Below are 25,059 nucleotides of genomic sequence, written 5' to 3'. Positions count from 1 at the left end.
GTTTTCAGTAAAACGGAAGTGTCTATTTACGAGCCTTTTGGAAAAGAGCTTTTCCTATCCAGCGGTCAACGGCAAACTTGCCCGGACCTATGATATACATCAATATGAACACTACCAGATACACAAAAGCCAACTCTTTCGTGGCAAACGGGTCATTGCCATGAATTACAAAAAAGGCAACAGCCATTGTAAACACCATTGGTATCATAGCCAAACGATAGAGAAAACCTATAATGAATGCCATGGAACATGCCAATTCACCAAAGATAGCCAGTCCTAAAGACAGCGGACTGCCTACACCCAGCGGGTCAGGGAAAACAGCCGACAGCTCTTGAAAGTTAGTCCACTTCTGGATGCCGTGGTTCATTAATAATATACCGAATACAATTCTTGCAATCAATAGTATAGCAGATGTTGCCGTTCCGTCCGGTTTGACAGGAAATAAAAGTCGTTTTAACATATTCATTCGTTTTTAAGTTCGTATATGAACTATAACAAATATTACTCAATAAAAGTTTACTCCCGCTTCAAGGGTTTGATGATAATCCGTAAAGACGGGTCATAGGTAAAGTAACTCCACATCCAGTCTACGAAGATGAAAAGACGGTTCTTTACACCCACAATACTCATCAAATGGATGAATAGCCACACAGCCCATGCCGGAAAACCGCCAAAACGCAGTTTCTTAAGCTCGACTACGGCATGATTGCGGCCAATGGTCGCCATGGAGCCTTTGTTTTGATATATAAACGGCTGCAACGGCAGGCCTGTTTCTGCACGCTGCAAGTTCCTTATCAAGTTGCGGGCCTGCTGGATGGCTGGTTGCACCACTTGCGGGTGTCCTTTGGGATACTCCTCAGAAATCATAAGGGCCGTATCCCCGATAGCGAAAATATTGGGATATTGAGAAAGACGGTTATAAGTGTCCACCTTCAAGCGGTTTCCCGGTCCATAGGCATCGGCAGGCAATCCTTGAAGGCTGTTTGCCTTGACACCGGCCACCCAGAATACATTTTTGGTATCGATGGCAGTCCCGTCATTCAATGCCAATTGATAATTCTCGTATCCCATCACCCGTTGGTTCAATTTGATTTCCACATCACGCTTCTTCAGATAATCGGCCACTTCTTTGGAAGACTCTTCTGAAAAAGCAGACAAGAGCCGGGAAGAGCCATCCAACAAGATGATACGCATCTCATTGATATTCAAGTCCGGATAGTCTTGAGGAAGGACAAACTTCCTCATCTCGGCCAAAGCACCAGCCAACTCTATTCCCGTAGCTCCACCGCCTACAATGGCAAAGGTCATCAGACGCCTGCGCTCTTCTTTATTACCGGTGTTCTGGGCTTGTTCAAAACTATCCAATATCTGGTTTCGGTTGAACAAGGCTTCCGAAGTATTCTTTAGTGCCATGGTCTGTTTTTCCAGCCCGTCGTTTCCAAAATAATTTGTGTTGCAGCCGGTGGCAATGACCAAATAGTCGTATGCCAGCGTGCCGATGGAAGTCTCCAGCAGATTGTGTTCCGGGAAGACTTGCTGTGCTTCACAAATACGTATATGGAAATGCTCTCTTTTTTTGAAGATTTTTCGGTATGGGAATGATATGGCACTCGGTTCAATACCTGCTGTGGCCACTTGATAGAGTAACGGTTGGAAGATGTGATGGTTATTCTTATCCAGTAAAATTATCTGAAACTTGTTGCTTTTCAATTTTCGTGCCAGCTTTAATCCGCCAAAGCCGCCGCCTACGATTACCAGTCGTTTCTGTCCCTCTTTATCGGGAATGTCCATTGCTGTTTTCATAATTCAATATCATGTTGTTCTTTGTAATATTAAAATAACAGTATAAATCGAGGAAAGTTCTATAAATGATGTAGTTAAAAAGAGTGAACCCCACATGCAATGTAGAAATGAACATTAAAAGAGAAAAATTGGAAACAAAAAGAACAGTAACATTGTTGTAATGAAGAACATAAAAACTAACTTTGCCACGGAAGTTTTCTACAAGTAAATGGACACTAAATTGACAAAATGGATATTACCAATATTGATGCTGATTACAGAAACGGCTGTTCATGCACAAACACACCTTGCAGAAGCAAAAAACTCTGTGGACTCAATTTCTACGTATCCGATAGACTCGCTTCCCAAGAAACGCAGTTTTTTCGGAAAAATTTTGAATTACTTCAACGATGCCAACAAAGAAAAGAAAAACAAGAAATTTGATTTCAGCATTATAGGCGGGCCTCATTATTCCAGTGACACCAAATTTGGAATCGGACTGGTGGCGGCAGGACTCTACCGTACCGACCGGAACGATAGTATTCTCCCTCCGTCCAATGTCTCTCTGTATGGGGATGTCTCCACAGTGGGATTCTATTTGCTGGGAGTACGTGGAAACCATCTGTTTCCCCAAGACAAATACCGGTTGAACTACAATCTGTATTTCTATTCTTTCCCAAGCCTTTACTGGGGACAAGGATATGACAATGGAGCCAATGATGACAATGAGAGTGAATACGATCGCTTTCAGGCGCAGGTTAAGGTGGACTTCATGTTCCGGATGGCACGTAACTTTTATATCGGTCCGATGACAGCATTTGATTACGTGTATGGACATGACTTTGAAAAACCGGAATTATGGAAAGGAATGAAAGCGCGTAGCACCAACGTGAGCTTGGGGTTTTCCTTGTTGTATGATTCACGCGATTTTCTGACAAATGCCTATAAAGGATATTACCTACGGATAGACCAGCGCTTCAGTCCGGCCTTTTTGGGAAATAAATATGCATTCAGCAATACGGAACTGACGACCAGCTATTACCAGTCCGTGTGGAAGGGTGGGGTGTTGGCAGGCCAGTTCCATACTCTGCTGAACTACGGAAATCCGCCCTGGGGACTGATGGCAACATTGGGAAGTTCCTATTCTATGCGTGGCTATTATGAGGGGCGCTACCGTGACAAGTGTGCAATGGATGCCCAGCTGGAACTACGCCAACATGTATGGAAGCGAAATGGAGTTTCCGTATGGGTAGGGGCGGGAACCATATTCCCGAATTTCTCGGAATTGGAGGCCAGGCATATTCTTCCTAATTATGGTTTCGGCTACCGCTGGGAGTTCAAAAAGAGAGTAAACGTACGTTTGGATTTAGGTTTTGGCAAACACCAGACCGGATTTATATTCAATATCAATGAAGCTTTTTAGAGACATAAAAAAATGGTTCGACAATCAGGAACATTTGTTCTATCTGTTTCTGGTCATTCTGATAGTGCCCAATGTAGTGCTATGCTTTACAGAACCCATATCATGGACGGCAAAGATATGTAATATCCTGCTACCCCTTTCTATATATTATGCTGTAATGGCTTGGTCGAGAAACTGTGGCAGGACATTCTGGCTGCTATTTCCGTTCATCTTCTTCGGAGCCTTCCAGCTTGTATTGCTGTATCTTTTCGGTCAGTCCATTATCGCAGTGGATATGTTTCTGAATCTGGTGACAACCAATTCGAGCGAGGCGCTGGAACTGCTGGACAATCTGATACCTGCCATCGTTATTGTGGTAGTGCTCTATATACCTGCATTAATTCTGGCAACCATATCCATTGTACACAAACGCAGACTGTCCGAAGCATTCATCCGGCAAGCTCGCCGTCGCACTCTGTATGTGTTGTCTGCCGGAATATTATCCTTAGGCACTGCTTATTTGACAGATAACCGGTATGAGCCGAAATCCGAACTGTATCCTGCCAACGTATGCTACAACATAGCACTTGCTTTTCAACGGACGGCCCAGACGCGGAATTATCACAAGACCTCTAAAGATTTTACCTTTCATGCTAGAAGTACTCATCAGGCTGATGAAAGGGAAGTATATGTAATGGTGGTGGGAGAAACCTCACGGGCATGCAACTGGGCTTTGTACGGCTACGAACGGGAGACTAACCCGGGACTGTCGGGCATTGGCGGACTGACAGCTTTCAGCCATGTGCTGACAGAATCAAACACTACCCACAAGAGTGTTCCGATGTTGCTGTCACCGGTCAGTGCTTCCAGTTTTGATTCCATCTATTATCAAAAAGGGATTATCACAGCATTCAAGGAAGCCGGTTACCAGACCGCCTTTTTCTCGAACCAGCGCTATAACCACTCATTTATAGACTTCTTCGGCAAAGAAGCCGACACGTATGATTTCATTAAAGAAGATGTGGGGGATTCCAATTACAACCCCTCTGATAACGAACTGTTGAAACTGGTAGCAAAAGAACTGGGCAAAGGAGTTTCCAGGCAATTTATAGTTCTCCACACTTACGGTTCTCATTTCAATTATAAAGAGCGCTATCCGGCAGAGCAGGCTTTCTTCCTGCCGGACATGCCCGTTGATGCGGAAGTGAAATACAAAGACAACCTGATTAATGCCTATGACAATTCTATCCGCTACACGGATAATTTTCTGGTTCGTCTGATAGATATGCTTCAAGAACAACATGTCAATTCTGCCCTGATATACACTTCAGACCATGGAGAAGATATTTTCGATGACAACCGGCATCTCTTTCTGCATGCTTCACCGGTACCTTCCTATTATCAGATACATGTGCCATTCTTTATTTGGATGTCCGAAAACTACCGGCAGAGATACCCATCGTTATTGGAGGCCGCACAAGCCAATAGGCAGAAGAATGTATCTTCCAGTGCCTCATTCTTCCAGACAATGCTGGAAATAGGTGGAGTGGAGACCCCATACCGGAATGACTCTTTATCTGTCACCAGCGCTCTGTTTATCGAAAGACCCAGAGTCTATCTGAACGACCACAATGAAGCCCGCACACTGGATGATGTCGGTATGCTCAAGGAAGACTTCAAGATGCTGGAAGAGAAAGGCATCAGGTAATCAGGGAAAGAGAGCAGGCTGTTGCTATTTTGCCCTGATTCTTGATATAAAATTCTGAATCACCGGATACATCTCCTCTACCGTATTCAGCTCCATGCAAGCCGTCTCCAACGGGCACCAGCCGGTCTTGTCACGGTTAATGATATGGGGAACCTCTTGGGCAAAAGTCGTTTCAATTCCTGCTTCGCACAGCAATGCCAGCGCAGGAGTGCTGATTATATCGGCATAGACCGTTTTAAAGCCTCCCAGTACCATCAAAGCAGCGGCACCTTTCCCTATAACCTTATCGGCAATGGCAGCCCCCTTCATAAATGCAGAATCTGCCTGGTACAAATCATACAAATCCGCTACTCCCCGTTGGGTGAAAGTACGGACTTCCTCCCGGTTCTTCATAACACAAGAGTATCCTCCCTTGTGCAGTATGTCAATGATACTCTCCATTTTATAAAGTCTCTTGTTTCAACTGTTCTACAAATTTGTCAATACGATGCAGTTCTTTGGGAATATCAATCGTTTGCGGGCAATGCGGAGAACACTGGTTGCACCCGGTACAATGGTCGGCCTGCCTCAGTTTGGGTACACTTCGGTCATATCCTACGAGAAAAGCACGGCGTGCTTTCCGATAATTCTCATCCTGGCTGCTTTCCGGCACATTTCCTTCATTGACACATTTATTGTAATGTATCAAGATGGCAGGAATGTCAATTCCATACGGGCAAGGCATGCAGTACTTGCAGTCGTTGCAAGGTATGGTGGGGTACTCCATCATCAAATCTGCCGTATCATACAGATACTGAGTTTCCTCTTCTGTGAGTGGTACCAATGGAGAGTAAGTACGGATGTTATCCTGCAAATGTTCCATATAAGTCATGCCGCTCAGCACTGTCAGTACATCCTGGGGAGAACCGGCATAACGGAATGCCCAAGACGCCACACTGCGTTCGGGTTCGCGCTGCTTCAGCCGTGCCACAATATGGTCGGGGACATTGGAGAGCCGCCCACCCAGCAGAGGCTCCATAATGACAGCAGGGATCTTACGCTTGGCCAGCTCGTCATACAGATACTCTGCCTTGAAGTTGCTGCCCGAAGCATGTTTCCAGTCCACATAATTCAACTGTATTTGTACAAAGTCCCAATGAACTTCACCACGGTCATGCATCTGCAAGGCATAGTCATAGACTTCGATATCTCCGTGGAACGACCATCCCAAACGGCGGATGCGTCCTGCTTCACGCTCCTTGACAAGAAAATCAATCATACCGTTGTCTATGTAGCGTTTGCGGAATTGCTCCATGCCACCACCACCAATCATGTGTAGCAGATAGTAGTCTATATAGTCCACCTGCATATCCTCGAACGACTTACGGTACATGGCGATGGAACCCTCGCGAGTCCAGGTATCAGGATGAAAATTGGATAGTTTGGTGGCAAGATAGAACGATTCGCGTGGATGGCGTTTCAGAGCTATTCCCGTAGACTTCTCACTCCATCCTTGTACATACATCGGAGACGTATCGAAATAATTCACGCCATGGGCAATGGCATAATCCACCAGTTCGTTTACAGCATCCTGGTCTATCATTTCCCCTTTTCCATCCGGAGCAGGAACGGTAGGCCAGCGCATACAGCCATATCCTAAAATAGAAACTTTGTCACTCCCCAAACCAGGAAAACTACGATAGGTCATTTTATCCGTCGGAATGGGGCCCAATACTTTACTGCCTTCACTGCTTCCTTCCTTAGAACCACATCCATAGAGGGCAGCAGTAGATGTGGCGGTTGTAATTCCCACTATCTTCAAGAAATCACGACGGTTCATATTGTTTTTATGATGTTCTTCCATACTTATAGAAATTCTACTTTGTTATATAATTCGATGTCTTTCATGTCCTTCCACATAGATGGCACTGAACGGACGGGCCGGACAAAGATTCTCACATGCCCCGCAGCCGATACAACGCTCCACATTGATTACCGGAATCTTTGGAGAATCCTTGTCTTCAGGTATACTCGGCACCATTTGTATGGCTCCCGTCGGACAATGGCGTGCACAGTTGCCACACTGCACACCATCCGTCAGTGGTATGCAATTTTTCTTTACCCACACGGCATGCCCTATCTGAACGGATGATTTATCAGCTTTGGTTATCGGACGGATAGCCCCTGCAGGACATACCTCCGAACATTTTGTACATTCCGGTCTACAATAGCCGCGTTCGTATGACATTTCCGGTTGCATCAATTTCCTTAAGTCTGCAGAAGGACGAAGAACCTGATTGGGACATGCCGACACACAGAGCTGGCAGGCCGTGCAGTGTTGCGCCATATTGCGGGCACTCAATGAGCCGGGAGGAGTGAGGGGAGTGCTTCGCTCAGGAATCTTCTTATCTTCAATGGCTGCCAGTCCTCCGTCTACTTTCTTTTCCTGCGCTTTTAAAACAGAAGTGGCTGCAACCAGAGCCGTTGCTGTGAAAAAACTGCGGCGGGTTTCGTTTATCTGTTCCGAATCTGCCTTGCCCGCAGCAGGTTTACCGAAAGGATGATACTTGTAGGAAATGGCTCCATGCTTGCACTTCTCAATGCAGTTCATGCAAACCACACACCGGCTTGCATCAATCTGATGCTCCTTAAAGTTGATGCAGGCTGCCTTGCAGTTGCGTGAACAAAGACTGCATTGGTTGCACTTTTCCGAATCTATTGTGATGCGGAAAAGCGAATAACGTGAAAGGAAGCCCAAGACCGTTCCTACCGGGCAAATCGTATTACAATAGGTTCGTCCGTTGCGTCCGGCCAGAACAACAAGCACAGCCAAAGTAGCGGCAGCAATAATAAAAGTCGGCAGGCTCTTCAACCATACATCCGTTTCATAAAAGGCATAACTGTCTGCCCGTTCAGCCAGATAAGCAAGCAGATTGTTGCCCCATTGCCATATAGGTTGAAAAAGATTATTGGCAATACGTCCGTATGCACTATAGGGTGCAAGTAGAGCAGCCAATGAACCAATTCCGGCAATCAAAGCAATGATAAACACACCCAATACGCCATAGCGCAGCCAAGATAAGGCCGGAGAATAAGAGTAAGGAAGCTTCCTGCGTTTTTTAGGTTGCCGGCCCAGCCATGCCAGTATATCCTGAAATACCCCTAAGGGGCAAATCACAGAACAATAGATACGCCCGCATACCAAAGTGAGAATTACAAGAAACAATATCACTCCCACATTTAGCGCCAATACAGCCGGCAAAAACTGGATTTTGGCCAACCAGCCGAACCACCCATGCAACGTTCCCGTAAAATCAAGGAACAACAAGGTGATGAGTACAAAGCAAATCATTGCAAAAGTCAGTCTAATCTTCCGTAACATGATAATCCTTTATTTTGAGTTCCTAAACTATATCAGCGATATGAGTACAAAACAACTGCCGAAATAGTGAAATTTTATTTATGCAAAAATACATAAAAAAAGAAAGGTATCATCATTCAATGGAATTAAAAACGAAAGAAAGAAGGACAAATACAAAATGCTCCCATTTGCAGTATTAATTAAGTTCCCCTCCTCGTTACGGCCGGATAAAAGCCAATCTCTTATTTTCTTCTGCAAACAGAATAGCCGTATTGACTAATGCCAAATGCGAATAAGCTTGTGGAAAATTCCCCAGTTGTTCCTTCGTATTAAAATCAATATCCTCACTGAATAATCCCAAATGATTGGAATATGTCAGAACATCATCAAACAAACAACGGGCTTCTTCCTTTTCTCCGATAACAAAAAGCGCACGTATCAGCCAAAAAGTGCAAATGGTAAAAGCCGAGGAAGGAAGCCCGAAATCATCTTCGCTGTTATACCGGTACATCAATCCCTTATGCAAAAGAGCTTTTTTCACAGCCTTCACTGTCTTATGGTATCGGATATCGTCTGCTGCAATAAAACCGTAAGGTTCCATCAACAGCAAAGAGGAATCCATTGCCATATTATCATAAGTCTGCGAGAAACTTTGAAGTTCTTCCTTCCATCCATATGTCATTACATCCTGCCATACCTTGTCAGCTTCCTTTTGCCAACGTTCACTATAACCGTATTTATTGAGCATGGAAGCTATCTTTGCACCACGGTCCAAAGCCACCCAACACATCACTTTGGATGAAACAAAATGGCGGCTTTCTCCTCTGATTTCCCATATCCCCTTATCTGGTTTCTTCCAATCTTCCATTACCGTGGAAAGAATGCTCTTTACCATTTCCCACATATCCTCTATTTCGTCTAATGTACCGGGCATCAGCCGATAGTACTGGTAAATCAAATCCATCAGATAACCGAACGAGTCATTCTGCTTTTGATGGTAAGCATCATTACCTATCCGTACTGGTTTGGAATTCTTATATCCGGACAAATGCTCCAGAATAATCTCGGTCAGCTGCCTTTCTCCCCGAATGCCGTACATTATCTGATAGGATTCGTGCTTGGATACGAAAGTGGACTGTATGAACTTCATAAAACGTCTTGCTGCTCCTATATGGCCTATCTGGAACAAAGTTTCGATAGACATGGAGGCATCCCTCAACCAACAGAACCGATAATCCCAATTACGTACTTCGCCGACGGATTCGGGCAAACTGGTAGTAAGGGCGGCCAGTACGGCTCCGTTATAGTAAGACATCAGTTTCAAAACCAGCATGCTTCTTTCTATCACATCATTATAGAGAGAATATTTCTTAGTACGGTTGGTCCAATTAAGCCAATAAACCAAAGTACGGCAATATTCAATTTTTTCCCGTTCAATGTCCACCGGAATGACCTTTTCATTGTATGACAAAAGAAAGAACTCATCTTTTTCCAATATAATTTCTTTTTTCTGTTCGATGTTCTGCAAAGGAAGGGAAGAATACAAATATTGTCTATCTTTATTATCAGAAGAACAATAGCTTTCTATAAATTCAGAAGTGACATTATGAATCACTTTACCTTGCGCATAATTGGGAGCAGGGACATAGTTTACTTTGAAACGGGGCTTACCTTTTATCCACCTCACATATCGATACAATTCTGCCGGAAGATAATGGGCATTTTCGCAGGAACGGTAATAAGGCATGTAATCAAGTACGACAAATTCTCCCTCTTTCGAAGAAAAAGAAGTAGACAATATGTTAGTGTGAGGAACGTAAGATTGTGAGATATGATAGTCTTCTGTAACGTCAAATCCAAAACTTCCTCCTCTTTCCCGATCAAGTAGTGATGCAAAGATAGACGGAGAATCAAAATCGGGAAAACACAACCAGTCTATGCTGCCTTTTTCGGATATAAGTGCGGCAGTCCGACAATTGCCTACTACCCCATAATTTAAATTACTCATTTTTACTATTTTGTTTTTAACAAGTCTCTGAAAAAATCGAATACCCCTTTCAAGCTTGTTTTGACATTCTCGCCAATGGGTTGTTTCATGTCTTTCTTGTTCGCCAGAATTTGAAGAAAAGGCAGGACTTCCGTTTGTGATGGCATATTATAGCTTGCTGCCTCCGACACATATCCCACCTTGATTGTCACTGCATTCACCGGCAAAGCTTTGAACATATCTTCATCCGTAGTATCATCTCCCATAGCTATGATAAAGTCATAATGTTTCTTTTCCAACTGGCGTCTCACTTCGGAACCTTTATTATAATCGGGAGACTTAATCTCCACCACTTTATCTCCTTGTATGATTTGCAGCTTTTGCTGTATACAGATGTTAACCAGCACATTGATAAGTTGCTGTGCCCGCAAAGCTCCTAACCATGCATCACTTTCCCGGTAATGCCATGCCAAAGCCGTTTCCTTGACTTCAAGGTGGGAACGAGGCGTCTTTTCGACAAAAAGCTTCAAGATGGACACCAATCCGGAACTCCATTCCGCTTTGTTTATGTTTTTGTGCCAGATGCCATTTTCCTTATAGAAAGCACCATGTTCCGCAGCCATTGCAATAGGTAAATTTCCCAACCATTTTTCTAAAGTAAAATGGTCGCGACCACTATTCACAACAACATGGTTGGCCGGGTCGGAAACCAGCTTCTGCAATGTGGTAATGAGTTCAGGGGTGGGCTTAGCATTTTCCGGTCGTGTCTTGAGCGACGCCAACGTTCCGTCATAATCCAGCAAGATAAGCCGTTGCTTAGCCTGGTTATATTTCATTTTGATGGCACCAATAATACCGGCGGATATCCTTTTCTTACGAAGCTGTTCATTCTTACGGCACGTATCGCTCCATTCACTTACAAAGTCTGCCGCCCACTTATTAACCGTTTGTACGGAAATAATTTTCTGCATGTGTTGCAAGCGTTTCAGTTGTTCCTGTTCGGGCATCTCCAAAGCCCGACAAATGGCCTGCTTTATCTCCTCAGTGTCATTGGGGTTAATCAACAATGCATCCGTCATCTCAATAGCTGCACCTGCCATTTCACTCAAAATCAAAACACCCGGATTATTATTTTTCGAGGCTACATATTCCTTGGCAACCAAATTCATGCCATCACGAAGTGGAGTTACCAAAGCTACATCAGCTATATAGTACATTGCCACCAGTTCTTCAAATGAAAAACCGTGATAGAAATAGCAAACCGGAGTCCAGTCCATCGTAGAATACTGTCCGTTTATAGAACCTATTTCTTCGTCAATCTTGGTTTTTAGCTCAGCATAACTATCTACATGGTCACGTGATGGAACAATGACCATTGCCAATGTAACTTTTCCACAATATTCAGGATGACATTCTAAAAAAGCAGCAAATCCCCATAAACGGTGCAGAATGCCTTTGCTATAATCCAAGCGGTCTACAGAAAGAATCAACTTATGATTCCCGAAAAATTTCCGTGTACGGTCTATCGCCCGCCGTACTTCCGGTCTGGAAGAAGCATTGTGATACAGTCCGTAGTTGATTCCCATAGGAAGAGCATCGGTCCTAACTACTCTATTCCCGAGTTGTGCTTCGTCCAGTTTAAAGTCAATACGCAATACCCGTTCGACAGCACTGATAAAATGCCGCATATAGTCATGAGTATGGAAAGCTATAAAGTCAGCACCCAATAATCCTTTCAGGATTTCTGCACGCTCCGGTAATATCCGGAAAAGTTCATAGGAAGGGAAAGGGATATGATGGAAATATCCGATATTCAAATCCGGGTAAACCTTCCGAAGCATTCCGGGAAGCAGCATTAGCTGATAGTCTTGAATCCACACCTTGTCACCTGGACGTATCACGCGGCAAATGGCATCGCAGAACAACTGGTTCACTTCCTGATACGATTGCCAGAAAGAGTTCCGATACAGCGTATAAACAAAAAAGTAGTGACATAATGGCCAGATAGTACTATTACTATAGCCTTCATAATAATTCTTTATCTGTATTTCGGACAAGAATACTGGGTGGAAATTTATTCCTTCCAATCTAGAAGTGATTTCCTCTTTACTTTCTTCGTTGTCAACGCATATTCCAGGCCATCCAATCCAATGTTTTTCGTAGGAAATCTGAAGTGAGTCCAAACCGGTAGCCAGTCCACCTTCACTTCGTGAAAACACTAACGTTTCATCCTCTTTGGTAACCTTAACGGGTAATCTGTTTGATATAATATAAAGTTTCATGTATGAGTTAACACAAGAAATATGCCAATTCATACAATATTTTATTTATTGCTTAAAATCAGTATTTTAGAAAAAGATAAAGAGAAAAACAAACATTCAAAAATGAAAAAGAATGTTCCATTTCGATATGGTCCTACTATTACCAATTATCACTGAAAATGTCTTTCTTCACCAATGCTTCAATTCTTTGCTTATAGCAATTTATCCCTTCTGCTATATTTTTACTAGCTTCCGAAGTCCCCATTCCATAGACTACAAGAGGAGTTTGCCATATCATTCCAGCATGTACAGCACTTGCTTGATAAGGTCTTAACAACTCATCCACCGTAAAACGATTTCTTCCTCCGCTTCTATAAGCATCATGTTCAGAGCCGGCAGTAGTGACCACCATCAATGTCTTACCAGCCACAGCAGGAGTTTTTGCCAGATAAGTAAATACTTCATCCAACCATCTCTTCAATAAAGAAGGAGCCGACATCCAATAGAACGGAAACTGAAATACAAGCGCAGATGCATGCGATATGATAGTGCTCCATATCTCTGCATTAAAAGCATCTTCCATACGCATCTCATATAAATTGTATATGGCTACCTCTCCCATGTCACTAATAGCATCCATCAATGCCTTGTTAGCTCGCGACTCTTTTATATTGGGATGTGTCAGAAGAACTACTACTTGCTTTGAATCTTTATCCATATTGTTTTTCTTTTAGTTTAAAATCATTGATGTGTGTACAAATATACAAAATATAGATATACGAGTAGGAGGAAATAAAAGTTTTCTTCCTACTTTCATTTCTGACATATATTTTCGAATGTGACGAAAAATAATGTATCATCCCCATATAGATTTACTAGTGATTCCGTATGAGGAGCTTATACCCATCAAAGCATGTTCTTGTTAAGACAAATTAAAAAAGGAACAACAGTAGTTGTTCCTTTTTTAAGTACACCCTCAGGGATTCGAACCCTGGACCCACTGATTAAGAGTCAGTTGCTCTACCAACTGAGCTAAGAGTGCATTCCTTATTTCTTGTTTGCGGGTGCAAAAGTAGTCCTTTTATTTTATTCGTGCAAACAAAACGGTGTATTTTTTGCGATGAAATGGGATTTTTTATTCAAACTCGTATAAATCAGAAGGAGTAGTACGCTTCAAAGCACACAACTGTACATCCTTTCCTACGATAATTCCTTTTTCCCTTAATTTCCATTCCACTGTTTTATATGCCAATTCAGGATGATTGTTGTCCTTGCTCAAATGACAAAGCCAAATATACTGTAAATGTTCCGTCATATTTTCCGAAAGAAATTCAGCAGTAGCAATATTACTCATGTGTCCGGTGCGGCTGGTAATCCGTTCTTTCAGGTATTGGGGGTAGGTACCCATGCGTAACATTTCCTCATCGTAGTTGGCTTCCAATATCAGATAATTGGCCTTTCTGATATATTCTGCGGCCGTAGGAGTAATTTCACCAAGGTCTGTAAGAAAGGCAAACACTTTTCCGTCTATCTCAATGCAATAGCCCACATTGTCCGTGCCATCATGAGGTACCTCGAAAGATTCGATATGAAAATCTTCCAACTGCATGGGTTGCTGCTTTTCCAGGTAACGGACAGACGAATATAACTTTTCTGTCATGCAATAGCTCCGGTTGATACCCTCATGAATCCGGGCAGTTGTATAAATAGGAATATTCTGTTTCTCACCCAATCCACCTACCGCTTTAATATGATCTGCATGGTCGTGCGTAACAAATACCGCACGTATCATTTCCATGCTGATACCTGCTTCTTTCAGTCCTTTTTTTATCGTCCGTACTGCAATGCCGGCGTCGATGAGTATTCCATATTTTTCTGTGCCTATATAATAACAGTTACCGCTGCTTCCACTGGCAAGGCTTATAAATTTTACTTTCATCCTAATCTCCTTAATTACAAAAAAGCCGTCGCTTTTAAAAAAAGTGACGGCAAATATACAAAAAGTATGCAATATATAAACCTTATGCCTTCTTCTTTTTGTCGATGAATTCGGTAGTTTTGGCAAAAACGAATAATGCTATTGCCGCAACCAATCCTATAACAGCGAAATAATACCAGATATAATGTGCATTGACACTAGCTGCTTCCCACGCTTCGCGGGTTTCAAACAAGACTGGATCAGGACAATATTTTGTCAGAAGCACCCCCGCAATACCGAATCCGAAAATAGAAGAGAGGAATGAATGAAGATGACTGAAACCGAGGTACATACCTTCTTCGCCCTTGGGGGCCTGCAAAGAGAAGTATTCCAGATAACGCGGTGAGATAAAACATTCTGCCAAAGCTTGCACAACAATACCAAACACCATCATCAAAGTAATATTGCTCATGCCGGAAATAATATCGTTGCCCAGCAAATTACCGCATGCCATCAGCAATGCCGATACCGGAATAAGAAACATGCCTATATTCATAGAAGTAATAGCTGTGCGCTTTGCCATCCACCGGGTGATAAAACTTACGCAGCAAACCACTACAAACGGGTTTACATTGGCTATCCACCCCGGTTTGGCTGTTTCACCCGCCATACGGATGACATATTTGGGCATAGTTGCATAGAGCTGTTGCTGCACCATCCAAAAGCCGGTTACGATGAGGATAAGAATCAACAAACGCCAATTAGTGATAATACGCAGAAAACCTTGCCCAATTTCACGCATGCTTTTCCCTTCACCTGCTGTATGTGCCGATTTATACAATAAGATGACAGCCAATAATGCCAGCACCGTCATGGTAGCCGAGAAGTAATTGATATAAATATAAGCTTGCTCACCGATAACATTCCGTAGAGGGTCGACCACCGTTTTTCCGGTAAAAGCTCCTATATTCACCATCATATAGAAGATGGAATAGCCGCGAGCACGGGTAGCCTCTGTTGTTTCCTTAGCCACCGATCCCGATATGATAGACTTGATGAACGAACCTCCTACCATGATAACAAACAATACGGGGACAATCATCCAGCGGTCATTACTATCCGGCAATCCTGAAAAACGGGTTGTCTCGCCATACTCCACCAGACCGGCTGCTTCCAGTAGGGTGGGAAGCAATCCCAAGCCCAAATACCCGATGGAAAGCAGTGAGAAAGCAATAATCATCGACTTTCGGAAACCTATCTTATCGGCATATGCGCCCGTAAAGATAGGCAACAAATAGAGCCCTCCCGAAAACAGACCGGAAATCATGCTTGACTCAAAATCATTGAAACCTAAAATATTGGAAAGATAAATGGTAAGAACAATAAATACAGCATAATATGCCATGCGTTCGAACAGTTCTACTGTACTGCTTACCCAAAAAGCTCTGCTGAAGCCTTTGGAAGCGGGTTGGGGTGATGTCATCATCCTTTTGTGCGATTAAAATTTATGTATTAAATGAAAAAATAAGTGCAAAAATAGGAAATTAATATTGTGTTTGCAAGATATTAATTTTCTGCAAACACAATATTAATAAGTTGCAGACAAGATATTAACTTCCCATTTATCACTATTTATCTTTTCATTTATATAGAATACTCCGTATCTTTGGACGCTTTTATAAAACGACCATTCATGAAAGATAAAATCGAATTTATAGCTTTTGACGCTGATGACACACTGTGGGAAAGCGAACTTTATATTCAGGAGTTCGAGCACAAATTCTGTAACCTTTTAAGGCAATATCTGCCTGCTTCATCCATATCACAAAGGTTTTTTGAAACAGAAATGAAGAATCTGCATATGTATGGCTATGGGCTGAAGAGCATAATGCTCAGTATGACTGAAACCATCTGCAAAGTGACAGACGGAAACGGGAATATGCATCTTATAGATGAAGTAATAGGATGGGGACAAGAGCTTCTGCAGAAACCGGTTACACTACTGGAAGGCGTGAAGGAGACCATATCGTCACTTCATGGGAAATATAAATTGGTGTTGGCCACTAAGGGGGACTTGTTCGACCAGAAAAGAAAAATAGAAGCTTCCGGACTGCGAGAATATTTCCATCATATCGAAATTATGAGTGACAAGAAAATCGATGATTACCAGAGGCTGATTGATACATTGGGCTGTCCGCCTGAAAAACTCCTGATGATAGGTAATTCTGTAAAATCAGACATACTTCCGGTATTGGAACTTGGGGGATACGCTGCCCATGTACCATACCACGTGACTTGGGCATACGAGCAACATGAAGGGGAAATACGACATCCCAATTTTATACGATTGGATAGTATCAAAGGAATATTAGATAAGCTATAAGTTATGGGTGAAACTGCATAACTTATAGCTTACTATTGCTTTTTAGAATTGGAAGAAATTCTTAGCGTTATAATAGCTGATATCTTCAATCATCTGGTTTACGCGTTCCATCTCGGAAATAGGAATTTCACCATTTTCTACATCACGGCCTACAAGATTACACAATGTACGGCGGAAATATTCATGGCGCGGATAGGAGAGGAAGGAACGGGAATCGGTCAGCATACCAACAAATCGGCTCAATAAGCCCAGTACAGAAAGGGCATTCATCTGCTTTTCCATACCATCCTTCTGGTCAAGGAACCACCAACCGGAACCGAATTGAATCTTACCGGCAACCGTACCATCCTGGAAGTTACCCAGCATAGTAGCAATGACTTCGTTGGCGCATGGATTCAAATTATAAAGAATAGTCTTGGTCAGCTTACCATTGGAGTTTAAGCGGTCGAGAAATTTAGCCATAGCTTTTGCTGTAGTAAATTCGCCAATGGAATCAAAACCGGTATCAGGACCTAACAGTTTGAACATCTTACTATTGTTGTTGCGAATAGCACCATAATGGAACTGTTGTGTCCAACCTTTCTCCCAATCCATTTCGCCGAACACAACCAGCATGGCCGACTTGAATTTCAGAATTTCCTCCTTCGTCAATCCAGTACCGCCATATACCTTGTTAAAGATAGCCTTAACTTCCGCTCCTGTATAATCCTCGGCATAGAATTCTTCAATTCCGTGGTCAGACAGTTTACATCCTTGTTCCGCGAAAAAATCGTGACGCTTACGCAAGGCAGCAACCATATCGTCAAAGCAGGAAATAGCCACATCGCTCACTTCGGCCAACTTTTCTACATATGCGCGAAAATCGGCAGGAACTTCCACCGCCATTGCCTTATCCGGACGCCAAGTAGGCAACATCTTGATTTCAAAACCGCTCTCGCGTGTCTTGATATGATATTCCAAGGAATCAATAGGATCATCTGTAGTACAAACCACTTCCACGTGATAACGGCGCATCATGCCACGGGCGGAATATTCAGGCTGTTTCAGCTTCTCATTACATTCATCATAAATTTCACAGGCCGTATGAGGATTGAGAATTTTATCGATTCCAAAAGCGGTCTTCAATTCAAGGTGGGTCCAGTGGTACAACGGATTACGGAAAGTATAAGGTACCGTTTCGGCCCACTTTTCAAACTTTTCCCAATCTGTAGTATCCTTACCGGTACAGAAACGTTCGTCCACACCATTGGTACGCATGGCACGCCACTTGTAGTGGTCACCTCCCAACCAAATCTCAGTCAGTGACTTAAACTGATAGTCTTCCGCCACCATTTGAGGAATCAAGTGACAATGATAGTCGATAATCGGCATTTTAGCCGCATGCTCGTGGTACAACTTCTGTGATGTTTCCGTTTGCAACAGAAAGTTTCCGTCCATAAAGTTTTTCATCTTCTTGTGTTTTAAGTATCTAAAAATATTACTTTCTATTTATTACACCTATATAGTATTGATTGTAAAGCTAATAGGTCGTATAATTGTTTTTAGTTTTATTAACCGTTATCGAACACAAAAGTAGAAATTTTACTTGGAGAAACAAAATAATTCGTATCTTTGCGGCGAATATTTATAATATTTAAGCTTCAGACGTCTCACCTTTACCGCCTTAGGCAGCATACCTCAAGATGGAAAACAAGAACTATACCATTAAAGACATAGCACGCATGGCCGGCGTCTCTGCCGGCACTGTAGACCGCGTACTGCACAACCGCGGAGACGTATCCGTTTCCAGTAGGGAAAAAGTCCAGAAAGTACTCGACGAGATAGATTATCATCCCAATATGTTTGCCATCGGGCTGGCGGCTAAAAAGCGCTATCATATTGTCTGCATTATACCTTATTATATAGAACATGATTATTGGCATGCTGTAGCAGCGGGAATTGACCGTGCCGCACAAGAATTACGGCCGTTCAATGTTGGGGTTAGCTATCTGTACTATCGGCATGCGGACAAATCCTCCTATAAAGAAGCATGTGCTGTGCTCCGGGAGGAAAATGCCGACGCCGTACTTGTTGCCCCGAATTTCCGAGAGGAGACCATAAAACTCACTACTTATTTGGAGGAAGCGGATATTCCCTATGCATTCATAGACTTCAATATTGAACAGACGCATGCCTTGTGTTATATCGGACAAGATTCCAAAACCAGCGGATACATTGCTGCCAAGATTCTGATGCGTAGCTATGAAAAAGGGCAGGAGCTTGTGTTATTCCTGAGCAATCAGAAAAACAATCCGGCAGAAATCCAGATGCAACGCCGCCTCGAGGGGTTCATGCAATACCTTTCCGAGGAACATAAGGATTTGACTATCCATGACATTGTGTTGCACAAGGAAGATACTGACGGCAACAGACGGATATTGGATGCTTTTTTTAAAGAACATCCCCAAGCCGTACTGGGAGCTGTTTTTAATTCCCGTGTTTATCAAGTGGCAAGTTATCTGCACGAAAAGGGGTGGAAGCTGGCAGGACTTGTGGGATATGACCTTTTACACAAAAATACAGAGTTCCTGAAAACCGGTGAAGTAACCTTTCTCATCGGTCAACGTCCAAGCCTGCAAGGCTATTGTGGCGTAAAGACTTTATGCAACCACGTGGTATTTAAAAGACCGGTCACTGCAGTGAAATACATGCCCATCGACATATTGATGAAGGAAAACATAGACTTTTACTTTGAGTTTGAATAATTAAAAAATTACATATCAACCATTTAAATCATTTTTTAAATGAAAGCATTAAACAAAGAAACTGCTCCCAAAGCACAACGCCCGGAACGCATTATCCAGTTTGGCGAAGGTAATTTCCTTCGCGCATTTGTGGATTGGATTATTTATAACATGAATCAAAAGACCGATTTCAACAGCAATGTGGTAGTAGTCCAACCCATTGATAAAGGTATGGTTGACATGCTGAATGCCCAGGATGACCTTTATCATGTAAATCTGCAAGGTCTGGATAAAGGAGAAACCATCAACAGTCTGACTATGATAGATGTAATCAGCCGTGCCTTAAACCCCTATACTCAAAACGATGAGTTCATGAAATTGGCCGAACAACCGGAAATGCGTTTTGTCATTTCCAACACGACGGAAGCAGGTATAGCCTTTGACCCTGCTTGTAAGCTGACAGATACACCGGCGTCTTCTTATCCGGGCAAACTGACACAGCTGTTGTATCACCGCTTCAAGACATTCAACGGCGACAAGAGCAAAGGACTGATTATCTTCCCTTGCGAACTCATCTTCCTGAATGGCCACAAGTTGAAGGAGACAATCTATCAATACATTGAATTATGGCAGTTGGGTGATGAGTTCAGAACTTGGTTTGAGGAAGCCTGCGGTGTATATGCAACACTAGTAGACCGTATCGTTCCAGGATTCCCCCGCAAAGACATTGCCGCTATAAAAGAAAAGATACAGTACGATGACAATTTGGTAGTGCAGGCTGAAATTTTCCATTTATGGGTCATCGAGGCTCCGCAAAAAGTCGCCGAAGAATTCCCTGCCGACAAAGCCGGACTGAATGTATTGTTTGTTCCTTCCGAAAAACCTTACCACGAAAGAAAAGTAACCTTGCTGAATGGACCTCATACCGTACTGTCTCCGGTAGCCTATCTGTCGGGGGTAAATATTGTACGCGATGCCTGCCAGCATCCTATAATCGGACAATACATCCATAAAGTGATGTTTGACGAGCTGATGGAAACGTTGAACCTGCCGAAAAACGAATTGAAAAAGTTTGCAGAAGATGTATTGGAGCGCTTCAACAATCCATTTGTTGACCATGCCATAACCAGCATCATGCTGAACTCTTTCCCTAAATACCAAACCCGTGACCTTCCCGGCCTAAAAACCTACTTGAAACGTAAAGGAGAACTGCCGAAAGGTCTGGCATTGGGACTGGCTGCCATCATCACGTACTACAAAGGAGGTACCCGCGCAGACGGCACAGAAATCATCCCGAATGATGCTCCCGAAATCATGCAGTTATTGAAAGACCTTTGGGCAACGGGGGATACTCACAAAGTGGCAGAAGGCGTATTGGCAGCCAAAGACCTTATTTGGGGGGAACACGGAGACTTGAATACCGTTCCAGGATTGACAGACATGATTACCTGCTTCTTAAAATCCATCCAAGAAAAAGGTATGTCAGAAACAGTAAAAGGCATTCTTTAATTCCTATGACTTTAAACAAGCAGACCGTACAAAAACTTTTTTTGTACGGTCTGCTTTATTTATACCACATTTAATGGGAAATACACAGTTTTCTTTTTTGTCTAAAGGCTCTCTTGTTCTGCCGCTCGCAATATAAAAGTAGTGGCACCAATAGTTACAATGGCTCCATCCTCAATGCGAATGCGGTCTTTGTCACCCAAAATTTCATTATTAAGGAAAGTTCCCGTCAGGCTGGGAGCATCGCGTAAGGTATAAATCAACACTCCCTGCTTATTGCGCTTTACATTAATGATACAGTGACGCCGGTCCATACTCATATCCGAAGTCTCAATCGGCACATCGATAACATTCCCCACGCAACGCCGGCCTATGATATTGTCACCTTCTTGCAATGGAAGTACCTGCTTAAAACCAAACACGTTCTCAATGACCGTGATGCTGCCAAAAGCCTCTTTAAACTCCGCTTCATCCGGACGTTCTTCCTTTTGAGGGGCTTTCATCTTTGATTTACCTAAACGGATACTGAACTGCTTCTTACACTGGTCACATACAAAGACCAGTGATTGGCCTTCGGTATACTTGGTTTCATCGAATGTTAAGTAATTCTCACATTTGGGACAACGGATACGCTTCATGATAGTTAAAAATTAAAGAATTAAAAAATAAAGCAAGGGTAGATTACTTTCTACTTCTTTAATACCCAAGCGTTCTTATACGTTTCATTCTGGCGAACTCTGTTCAATGCCTGATATGCTTCTGTTTCTGTGCCACAAGACTCAATGCTGACACGCATTTTACCATCTCCAACAATTGCTTTTGCATGAGGGTAACCTTTTTCAATCAGTTGCTTTGCCATTGCTTCGGCATCCTTCTCAGTACCTACACTGGCAATGATGACGTGGTATTTCTGTGCAGAGACAAGTGACGGGGCGACAGTCCCTGCTGTGGTCTTTTGAATTTCACTCTTTGTTGTTACAGATGTTGAAGAGGACACTTCTGCCGCCTGCTGCTTAGGCTGAGAAACAACCGGAGCATTCTGCGCGTTAGCTTGGCCCACCTTAACCTCTCTTACGGCAACCGGAACCACCTTTTTCTTTGCCTTCTGCCCCGTGTTTTTTTGAGCCGACGCTTTCGGAGTGTCGGCCTTCCGGCTAACAACAATCGGATTAATGGCAAGGGATTCCCTTTCTATCATCTCAAAAAGTTCATTCGGAAGTAATTGCGCATAATTTCCTTCAACCACTTCCGTATTCTCTATCGGTGTAGACAAAAAGAAAAACAAGGCAACCACTGCAATCATGGCAACCGCATTCGACAAATAGGAACGGTTGAATTTAATCTCAAACCTTCGCTTTTTGTCTTCCGGCACAACTGGAACAGAATAACGGATGGTCTTTTCCATGTACGGTTTCTTCAGTTCCGCCAGTTCCTGCATTTCAAAACTATCCAACCCATATAAGTAAGGAGTGGTTATCTTGTGGTCATAGGGAACAAAGTCATAAATACCATGAATGGAGTAACGCAATTCGCCAATGTTGGGCAAATCCACCTTACCTTCTTCATGGAGAGCAGTGAATATATGCGCCACTTCTTTTTCTACAATCCGCGTAGCATCAGAAAAATCAGTATCATAGACAGCCATATAAGATTGTACAAGTAAGCCGTCATTCATCTTCAGTTGAGGATTGAAACCGATAATACGGGTAGGGGGCAGAAAAACATTCTCTTCTGCTACTCTCATTGCCGGAGTATAATGGGCTACAAATCCTCCCAAACCGGGAACAATGACACAATCGTTCTCCAATAACAATACTTCTATGTGCTGTGCTAATTCAATCATGCTACAAAAGTAGCGGAAATATCGGATATACGCTAGTTTCAGAGCTTTTTTCTTATCAACAAATTATGAACATTGCACATTGAAAATGTATTTGAAAAAGGTTTTTCGGCAAGAGAAGGGATTTTTACCGGAAAAATTTCTACTTTTGTACCGTTTAGCTATGCTTGTCAAGAATAGAAGGACAATTGCCCTCGCAAGAGTATACAAACCTAAACACTTAACAAAAGACTATTATGCGTATTATCTTCTGTTTGATGGTTTTCTTGTTCATAGGAAAAAACACGATGCTGGCACAACAACTGTCCTCATTCGTAGAATATGGAACAACCCTGCATACCGGTGACAACACCCCTCTTTGGCAGGTCAGCAACCAGCAAGGACTCACTTCGCTCGACAACAATACTTACATACGTGGAGGAATATCCTACAAACACCAACTTGGAAAATGGAAGTTTGAAGAAGCACTGGATTTGGTTGCAGCAGCCGGATTCAGCACGACCTCCTTCATTGTACAGCAGGCTTACGTAGACATCCGTTACAAGTGGTTCGGATTCTTTGCCGGAAGCCGGGAACAGAATTCTCCATTGCTGAATCAAGAGCTGAGCAGTGGCGGCATGACCTGGTCGGGCAATGCGCGTCCCATCCCACAAGTACAGATAGGCATACCCGAGTATGTACAGTTGCTGCCCCGTTTAGGCCTGAAAGGAGAAATCTCGTACGGATGGTTTACAGACAACAAATACCAGCGGGAGCAAGTCGGAGAAAAATACTGGTACACCAAGAGTATCAAATACCATCATAAAGAAGGGTTCCTGCGTATCGGCATACCCAAAGGAAAATGGCAACTGGAACTCGGAATGACCCTCGACACCCAATTCGGAGGATACAAGATTGGAGGTTCCGAATCGGGAGACTTGGGCAACGGATGGAAGGATTACGTACGCGTATTCTTCCCCGGCCACGGGCGTGAGGACGGACCGGTAGGTGAACATCTGGCTTTCCAAGGCAATTTTCTGGGTAGCGAATATATCAAAATGACTTATCGTCCTAAGGAAGATTTCTCCATCAGCGCCTATCTGGACAATCATTTTGATGACTTCTCCGCCATGGCCAAACTCAACGGTTGGGATGGCTTATGGGGTGTGGAATATAAATCCAACCATAGACAAGCCATCAACGGAATCGTTATCGAATATCTCCAGACTACCAATATGAGCGGTCCACTGCACGGTTTGCAAAATTCTGTAGTAGGTAAGACCGGAGGAGCCGACAACTACTACAACAACGGTTACTACCCAGGATGGGCACATTGGGGTATGGCGATAGCCAATCCGTTGATAGCATCGCCTATCTATAATAAGGATGGCGATATGAGTTTCAAGTACAATCGCGTTAAGGCCCTGCATCTGGGATGGAGCGGCGACATCAGCAGTGAGTGGAGATATGTGGCAAAATTGTCCCACAACAGAACTTGGGGAACTCCTCATCGTCCAATACCCGATATATTAGAAAATTTTTCTACTTTTGCATCGTTTTACTATATTCCCCGTAAATGGAAGGGCTGGTGCTTCAACGCGTCCCTTGCATTGGATATGGGAGAGATATATGGAGACAATTTTGGATTCCAACTGAAAGTACATAAAACATTTTAAGAAAATGAACTACATACAAACAGAGATTGACGGCGTATGGCTGATTGAGCCGAAAGTATTCCATGATGCCCGCGGATACTTTATGGAAGCATTTAAGGAAGAAGAGTTCCGTGCACATGTCGGAAACGTTCACTTCATCCAGGACAATGAGTCCAAATCCTCTTTCGGTGTATTACGTGGTCTTCATTACCAGAAGGGTGATTGCAGCCAGGCCAAACTGGTACGTGTCATTAAGGGAAAAGTGCTGGACGTGGCTGTCGACTTAAGAAAATCTTCTCCCACTTTCGGAAAGTATGTCAGTGTGGAGCTAAGTGAGGGGAACAAAAGACAATTCTTCATTCCGCGTGGTTTTGCCCACGGTTTTCTGGTGCTGAGCGATGAAGCTGTCTTTACATACAAGGTAGACAACGTATACGCACCACAATCCGAGGCATCCATCCGTTTTGACGACGAAACCATCGGTATTGAATGGCCCGTTGCTACGGAACAGCTTCTATTATCAGATAAAGACGGACATGCCGTATCGTTCAAGGATGCGGTCTATTATGAATAAA

General features: G+C 43.2%; 20 protein-coding genes and 1 tRNA gene. 7 read left to right on the top strand and 14 right to left on the bottom strand.

The window, feature by feature from the left end; translation table 11 throughout:
• Positions 1–22: 22 nt before the first annotated feature.
• Together DWZ03_RS04095 and DWZ03_RS04090 are read right to left on the bottom strand one after the other, a co-directional pair.
• Positions 23–460, bottom strand: coding sequence for a DoxX family protein (locus DWZ03_RS04095; RefSeq protein WP_044468852.1), 438 nt, complete (start codon positions 458–460; stop codon positions 23–25).
• A 56-nt stretch (positions 461–516) separates the two neighbouring features.
• Positions 517–1,803 (bottom strand): NAD(P)/FAD-dependent oxidoreductase, encoded by a 1,287-nt coding sequence (locus DWZ03_RS04090; RefSeq protein WP_120128940.1) that lies wholly within the window; start codon positions 1,801–1,803, stop codon positions 517–519.
• Positions 1,804–2,011: 208 nt separating this feature from the next.
• Between DWZ03_RS04090 and DWZ03_RS04085 the strand changes: the two genes are divergently transcribed.
• A complete protein-coding gene (locus DWZ03_RS04085; RefSeq protein ID WP_120128938.1) occupies positions 2,012–3,205 on the top strand; it encodes a BamA/TamA family outer membrane protein in 1,194 nt (397 codons plus the stop codon).
• Positions 3,192–4,892 carry a lipid A phosphoethanolamine transferase gene (locus tag DWZ03_RS04080; protein ID WP_120128936.1) on the top strand — a complete coding sequence of 567 codons (1,701 nt, stop codon included), beginning with the start codon at positions 3,192–3,194 and terminating at the stop codon, positions 4,890–4,892. The genes DWZ03_RS04085 and DWZ03_RS04080 overlap by 14 nt, the downstream gene beginning before the upstream one ends.
• A gap of 24 nt (positions 4,893–4,916) precedes the next feature.
• On the opposite strand, the gene DWZ03_RS04075 is transcribed toward DWZ03_RS04080, so the two are convergent.
• The 9 genes from DWZ03_RS04075 to DWZ03_RS04035 form a co-directional block, all read right to left on the bottom strand.
• A complete protein-coding gene (locus DWZ03_RS04075; RefSeq protein ID WP_005825513.1) occupies positions 4,917–5,333 on the bottom strand; it encodes a DUF1893 domain-containing protein in 417 nt (138 codons plus the stop codon).
• 1 nt (position 5,334) lies between these two features.
• The gene (locus tag DWZ03_RS04070; protein WP_009038429.1) at positions 5,335–6,735 is read right to left on the bottom strand and encodes an aldo/keto reductase; all 1,401 of its coding nucleotides are present in this window, start codon (positions 6,733–6,735) and stop codon (positions 5,335–5,337) included.
• A gap of 21 nt (positions 6,736–6,756) precedes the next feature.
• Positions 6,757–8,253, bottom strand: coding sequence for a 4Fe-4S binding protein (locus DWZ03_RS04065; protein WP_009038428.1), 1,497 nt, complete (start codon positions 8,251–8,253; stop codon positions 6,757–6,759).
• 196 nt (positions 8,254–8,449) lie between these two features.
• Positions 8,450–10,240: a glycoside hydrolase family 15 protein gene (locus tag DWZ03_RS04060; RefSeq protein ID WP_005825506.1), complete on the bottom strand. Its 1,791-nt coding sequence runs from the start codon at positions 10,238–10,240 to the stop codon at positions 8,450–8,452.
• 5 nt (positions 10,241–10,245) lie between these two features.
• On the bottom strand, positions 10,246–12,501 hold the full coding sequence (locus DWZ03_RS04055) for a bifunctional alpha,alpha-trehalose-phosphate synthase (UDP-forming)/trehalose-phosphatase (protein WP_120129106.1): 2,256 nt from the start codon (positions 12,499–12,501) through the stop codon (positions 10,246–10,248).
• Between the two features lie 139 nt (positions 12,502–12,640).
• Positions 12,641–13,198: an NAD(P)H-dependent oxidoreductase gene (locus DWZ03_RS04050; protein ID WP_005825500.1), complete on the bottom strand. Its 558-nt coding sequence runs from the start codon at positions 13,196–13,198 to the stop codon at positions 12,641–12,643.
• Between the two features lie 251 nt (positions 13,199–13,449).
• Positions 13,450–13,522: transfer RNA gene (locus tag DWZ03_RS04045), tRNA-Lys, on the bottom strand.
• Between the two features lie 93 nt (positions 13,523–13,615).
• The gene (locus DWZ03_RS04040) at positions 13,616–14,419 is read right to left on the bottom strand and encodes an MBL fold metallo-hydrolase (protein ID WP_025835841.1); all 804 of its coding nucleotides are present in this window, start codon (positions 14,417–14,419) and stop codon (positions 13,616–13,618) included.
• A gap of 82 nt (positions 14,420–14,501) precedes the next feature.
• Positions 14,502–15,884, bottom strand: coding sequence for an MFS transporter (locus DWZ03_RS04035; RefSeq protein WP_087332424.1), 1,383 nt, complete (start codon positions 15,882–15,884; stop codon positions 14,502–14,504).
• A gap of 207 nt (positions 15,885–16,091) precedes the next feature.
• On the opposite strand from DWZ03_RS04035, the gene DWZ03_RS04030 reads away from it, so the two are divergent.
• Positions 16,092–16,781: an HAD family hydrolase gene (locus DWZ03_RS04030; protein ID WP_044468857.1), complete on the top strand. Its 690-nt coding sequence runs from the start codon at positions 16,092–16,094 to the stop codon at positions 16,779–16,781.
• A gap of 42 nt (positions 16,782–16,823) precedes the next feature.
• On the opposite strand, the gene uxaC is transcribed toward DWZ03_RS04030, so the two are convergent.
• On the bottom strand, positions 16,824–18,230 hold the full coding sequence (uxaC, locus tag DWZ03_RS04025; protein WP_044468856.1) for a glucuronate isomerase: 1,407 nt from the start codon (positions 18,228–18,230) through the stop codon (positions 16,824–16,826).
• Between the two features lie 233 nt (positions 18,231–18,463).
• On the opposite strand from uxaC, the gene DWZ03_RS04020 reads away from it, so the two are divergent.
• Entirely contained in the window at positions 18,464–19,525 is a 1,062-nt protein-coding gene (locus DWZ03_RS04020) for a substrate-binding domain-containing protein (RefSeq protein WP_044467637.1), read from the top strand.
• A gap of 39 nt (positions 19,526–19,564) precedes the next feature.
• Entirely contained in the window at positions 19,565–21,013 is a 1,449-nt protein-coding gene (locus DWZ03_RS04015; RefSeq protein ID WP_120128934.1) for a tagaturonate reductase, read from the top strand.
• A gap of 101 nt (positions 21,014–21,114) precedes the next feature.
• On the opposite strand, the gene DWZ03_RS04010 is transcribed toward DWZ03_RS04015, so the two are convergent.
• Both DWZ03_RS04010 and DWZ03_RS04005 read right to left on the bottom strand, forming a co-directional pair.
• Positions 21,115–21,648 carry an FHA domain-containing protein gene (locus DWZ03_RS04010; RefSeq protein WP_005825486.1) on the bottom strand — a complete coding sequence of 178 codons (534 nt, stop codon included), beginning with the start codon at positions 21,646–21,648 and terminating at the stop codon, positions 21,115–21,117.
• 50 nt (positions 21,649–21,698) lie between these two features.
• Complete coding sequence (locus DWZ03_RS04005; RefSeq protein ID WP_120128932.1) at positions 21,699–22,853, bottom strand: SPOR domain-containing protein; 1,155 nt, start codon at positions 22,851–22,853, stop codon at positions 21,699–21,701.
• Positions 22,854–23,086: 233 nt separating this feature from the next.
• On the opposite strand from DWZ03_RS04005, the gene DWZ03_RS04000 reads away from it, so the two are divergent.
• Together DWZ03_RS04000 and rfbC are read left to right on the top strand one after the other, a co-directional pair.
• A complete protein-coding gene (locus DWZ03_RS04000) occupies positions 23,087–24,505 on the top strand; it encodes a capsule assembly Wzi family protein (protein ID WP_057258612.1) in 1,419 nt (472 codons plus the stop codon).
• A gap of 4 nt (positions 24,506–24,509) precedes the next feature.
• On the top strand, positions 24,510–25,058 hold the full coding sequence (gene rfbC / locus DWZ03_RS03995; protein WP_016273757.1) for a dTDP-4-dehydrorhamnose 3,5-epimerase: 549 nt from the start codon (positions 24,510–24,512) through the stop codon (positions 25,056–25,058).
• The last annotated feature ends 1 nt before the right edge of the window (position 25,059 follow it).

The organism is Bacteroides sp. AF29-11 (assembly GCF_003602895.1).
Classification (GTDB): Bacteria; Bacteroidota; Bacteroidia; order Bacteroidales; family Bacteroidaceae; genus Bacteroides; species Bacteroides uniformis.
This window is presented reverse-complemented; position numbering and strand designations above follow the sequence as displayed.

Coding starts and splice junctions, on each gene's coding strand:
- DWZ03_RS04020 (WP_044467637.1), top strand. CDS start 18,464: ATGGAAAACAAGAACTATACCATTAAAGACATAGCACGCATGGCCGGC.
- DWZ03_RS04050 (WP_005825500.1), bottom strand. CDS start 13,198: ATGGATAAAGATTCAAAGCAAGTAGTAGTTCTTCTGACACATCCCAAT.
- DWZ03_RS04000 (WP_057258612.1), top strand. CDS start 23,087: ATGCGTATTATCTTCTGTTTGATGGTTTTCTTGTTCATAGGAAAAAAC.
- DWZ03_RS04035 (WP_087332424.1), bottom strand. CDS start 15,884: ATGATGACATCACCCCAACCCGCTTCCAAAGGCTTCAGCAGAGCTTTT.
- rfbC (WP_016273757.1), top strand. CDS start 24,510: ATGAACTACATACAAACAGAGATTGACGGCGTATGGCTGATTGAGCCG.
- DWZ03_RS04085 (WP_120128938.1), top strand. CDS start 2,012: ATGGACACTAAATTGACAAAATGGATATTACCAATATTGATGCTGATT.
- uxaC (WP_044468856.1), bottom strand. CDS start 18,230: ATGAAAAACTTTATGGACGGAAACTTTCTGTTGCAAACGGAAACATCA.
- DWZ03_RS04075 (WP_005825513.1), bottom strand. CDS start 5,333: ATGGAGAGTATCATTGACATACTGCACAAGGGAGGATACTCTTGTGTT.
- DWZ03_RS04055 (WP_120129106.1), bottom strand. CDS start 12,501: ATGAAACTTTATATTATATCAAACAGATTACCCGTTAAGGTTACCAAA.
- DWZ03_RS04090 (WP_120128940.1), bottom strand. CDS start 1,803: ATGAAAACAGCAATGGACATTCCCGATAAAGAGGGACAGAAACGACTG.
- DWZ03_RS04080 (WP_120128936.1), top strand. CDS start 3,192: ATGAAGCTTTTTAGAGACATAAAAAAATGGTTCGACAATCAGGAACAT.
- DWZ03_RS04015 (WP_120128934.1), top strand. CDS start 19,565: ATGAAAGCATTAAACAAAGAAACTGCTCCCAAAGCACAACGCCCGGAA.
- DWZ03_RS04070 (WP_009038429.1), bottom strand. CDS start 6,735: ATGGAAGAACATCATAAAAACAATATGAACCGTCGTGATTTCTTGAAG.
- DWZ03_RS04010 (WP_005825486.1), bottom strand. CDS start 21,648: ATGAAGCGTATCCGTTGTCCCAAATGTGAGAATTACTTAACATTCGAT.
- DWZ03_RS04030 (WP_044468857.1), top strand. CDS start 16,092: ATGAAAGATAAAATCGAATTTATAGCTTTTGACGCTGATGACACACTG.
- DWZ03_RS04040 (WP_025835841.1), bottom strand. CDS start 14,419: ATGAAAGTAAAATTTATAAGCCTTGCCAGTGGAAGCAGCGGTAACTGT.
- DWZ03_RS04095 (WP_044468852.1), bottom strand. CDS start 460: ATGTTAAAACGACTTTTATTTCCTGTCAAACCGGACGGAACGGCAACA.
- DWZ03_RS04005 (WP_120128932.1), bottom strand. CDS start 22,853: ATGATTGAATTAGCACAGCACATAGAAGTATTGTTATTGGAGAACGAT.
- DWZ03_RS04060 (WP_005825506.1), bottom strand. CDS start 10,240: ATGAGTAATTTAAATTATGGGGTAGTAGGCAATTGTCGGACTGCCGCA.
- DWZ03_RS04065 (WP_009038428.1), bottom strand. CDS start 8,253: ATGTTACGGAAGATTAGACTGACTTTTGCAATGATTTGCTTTGTACTC.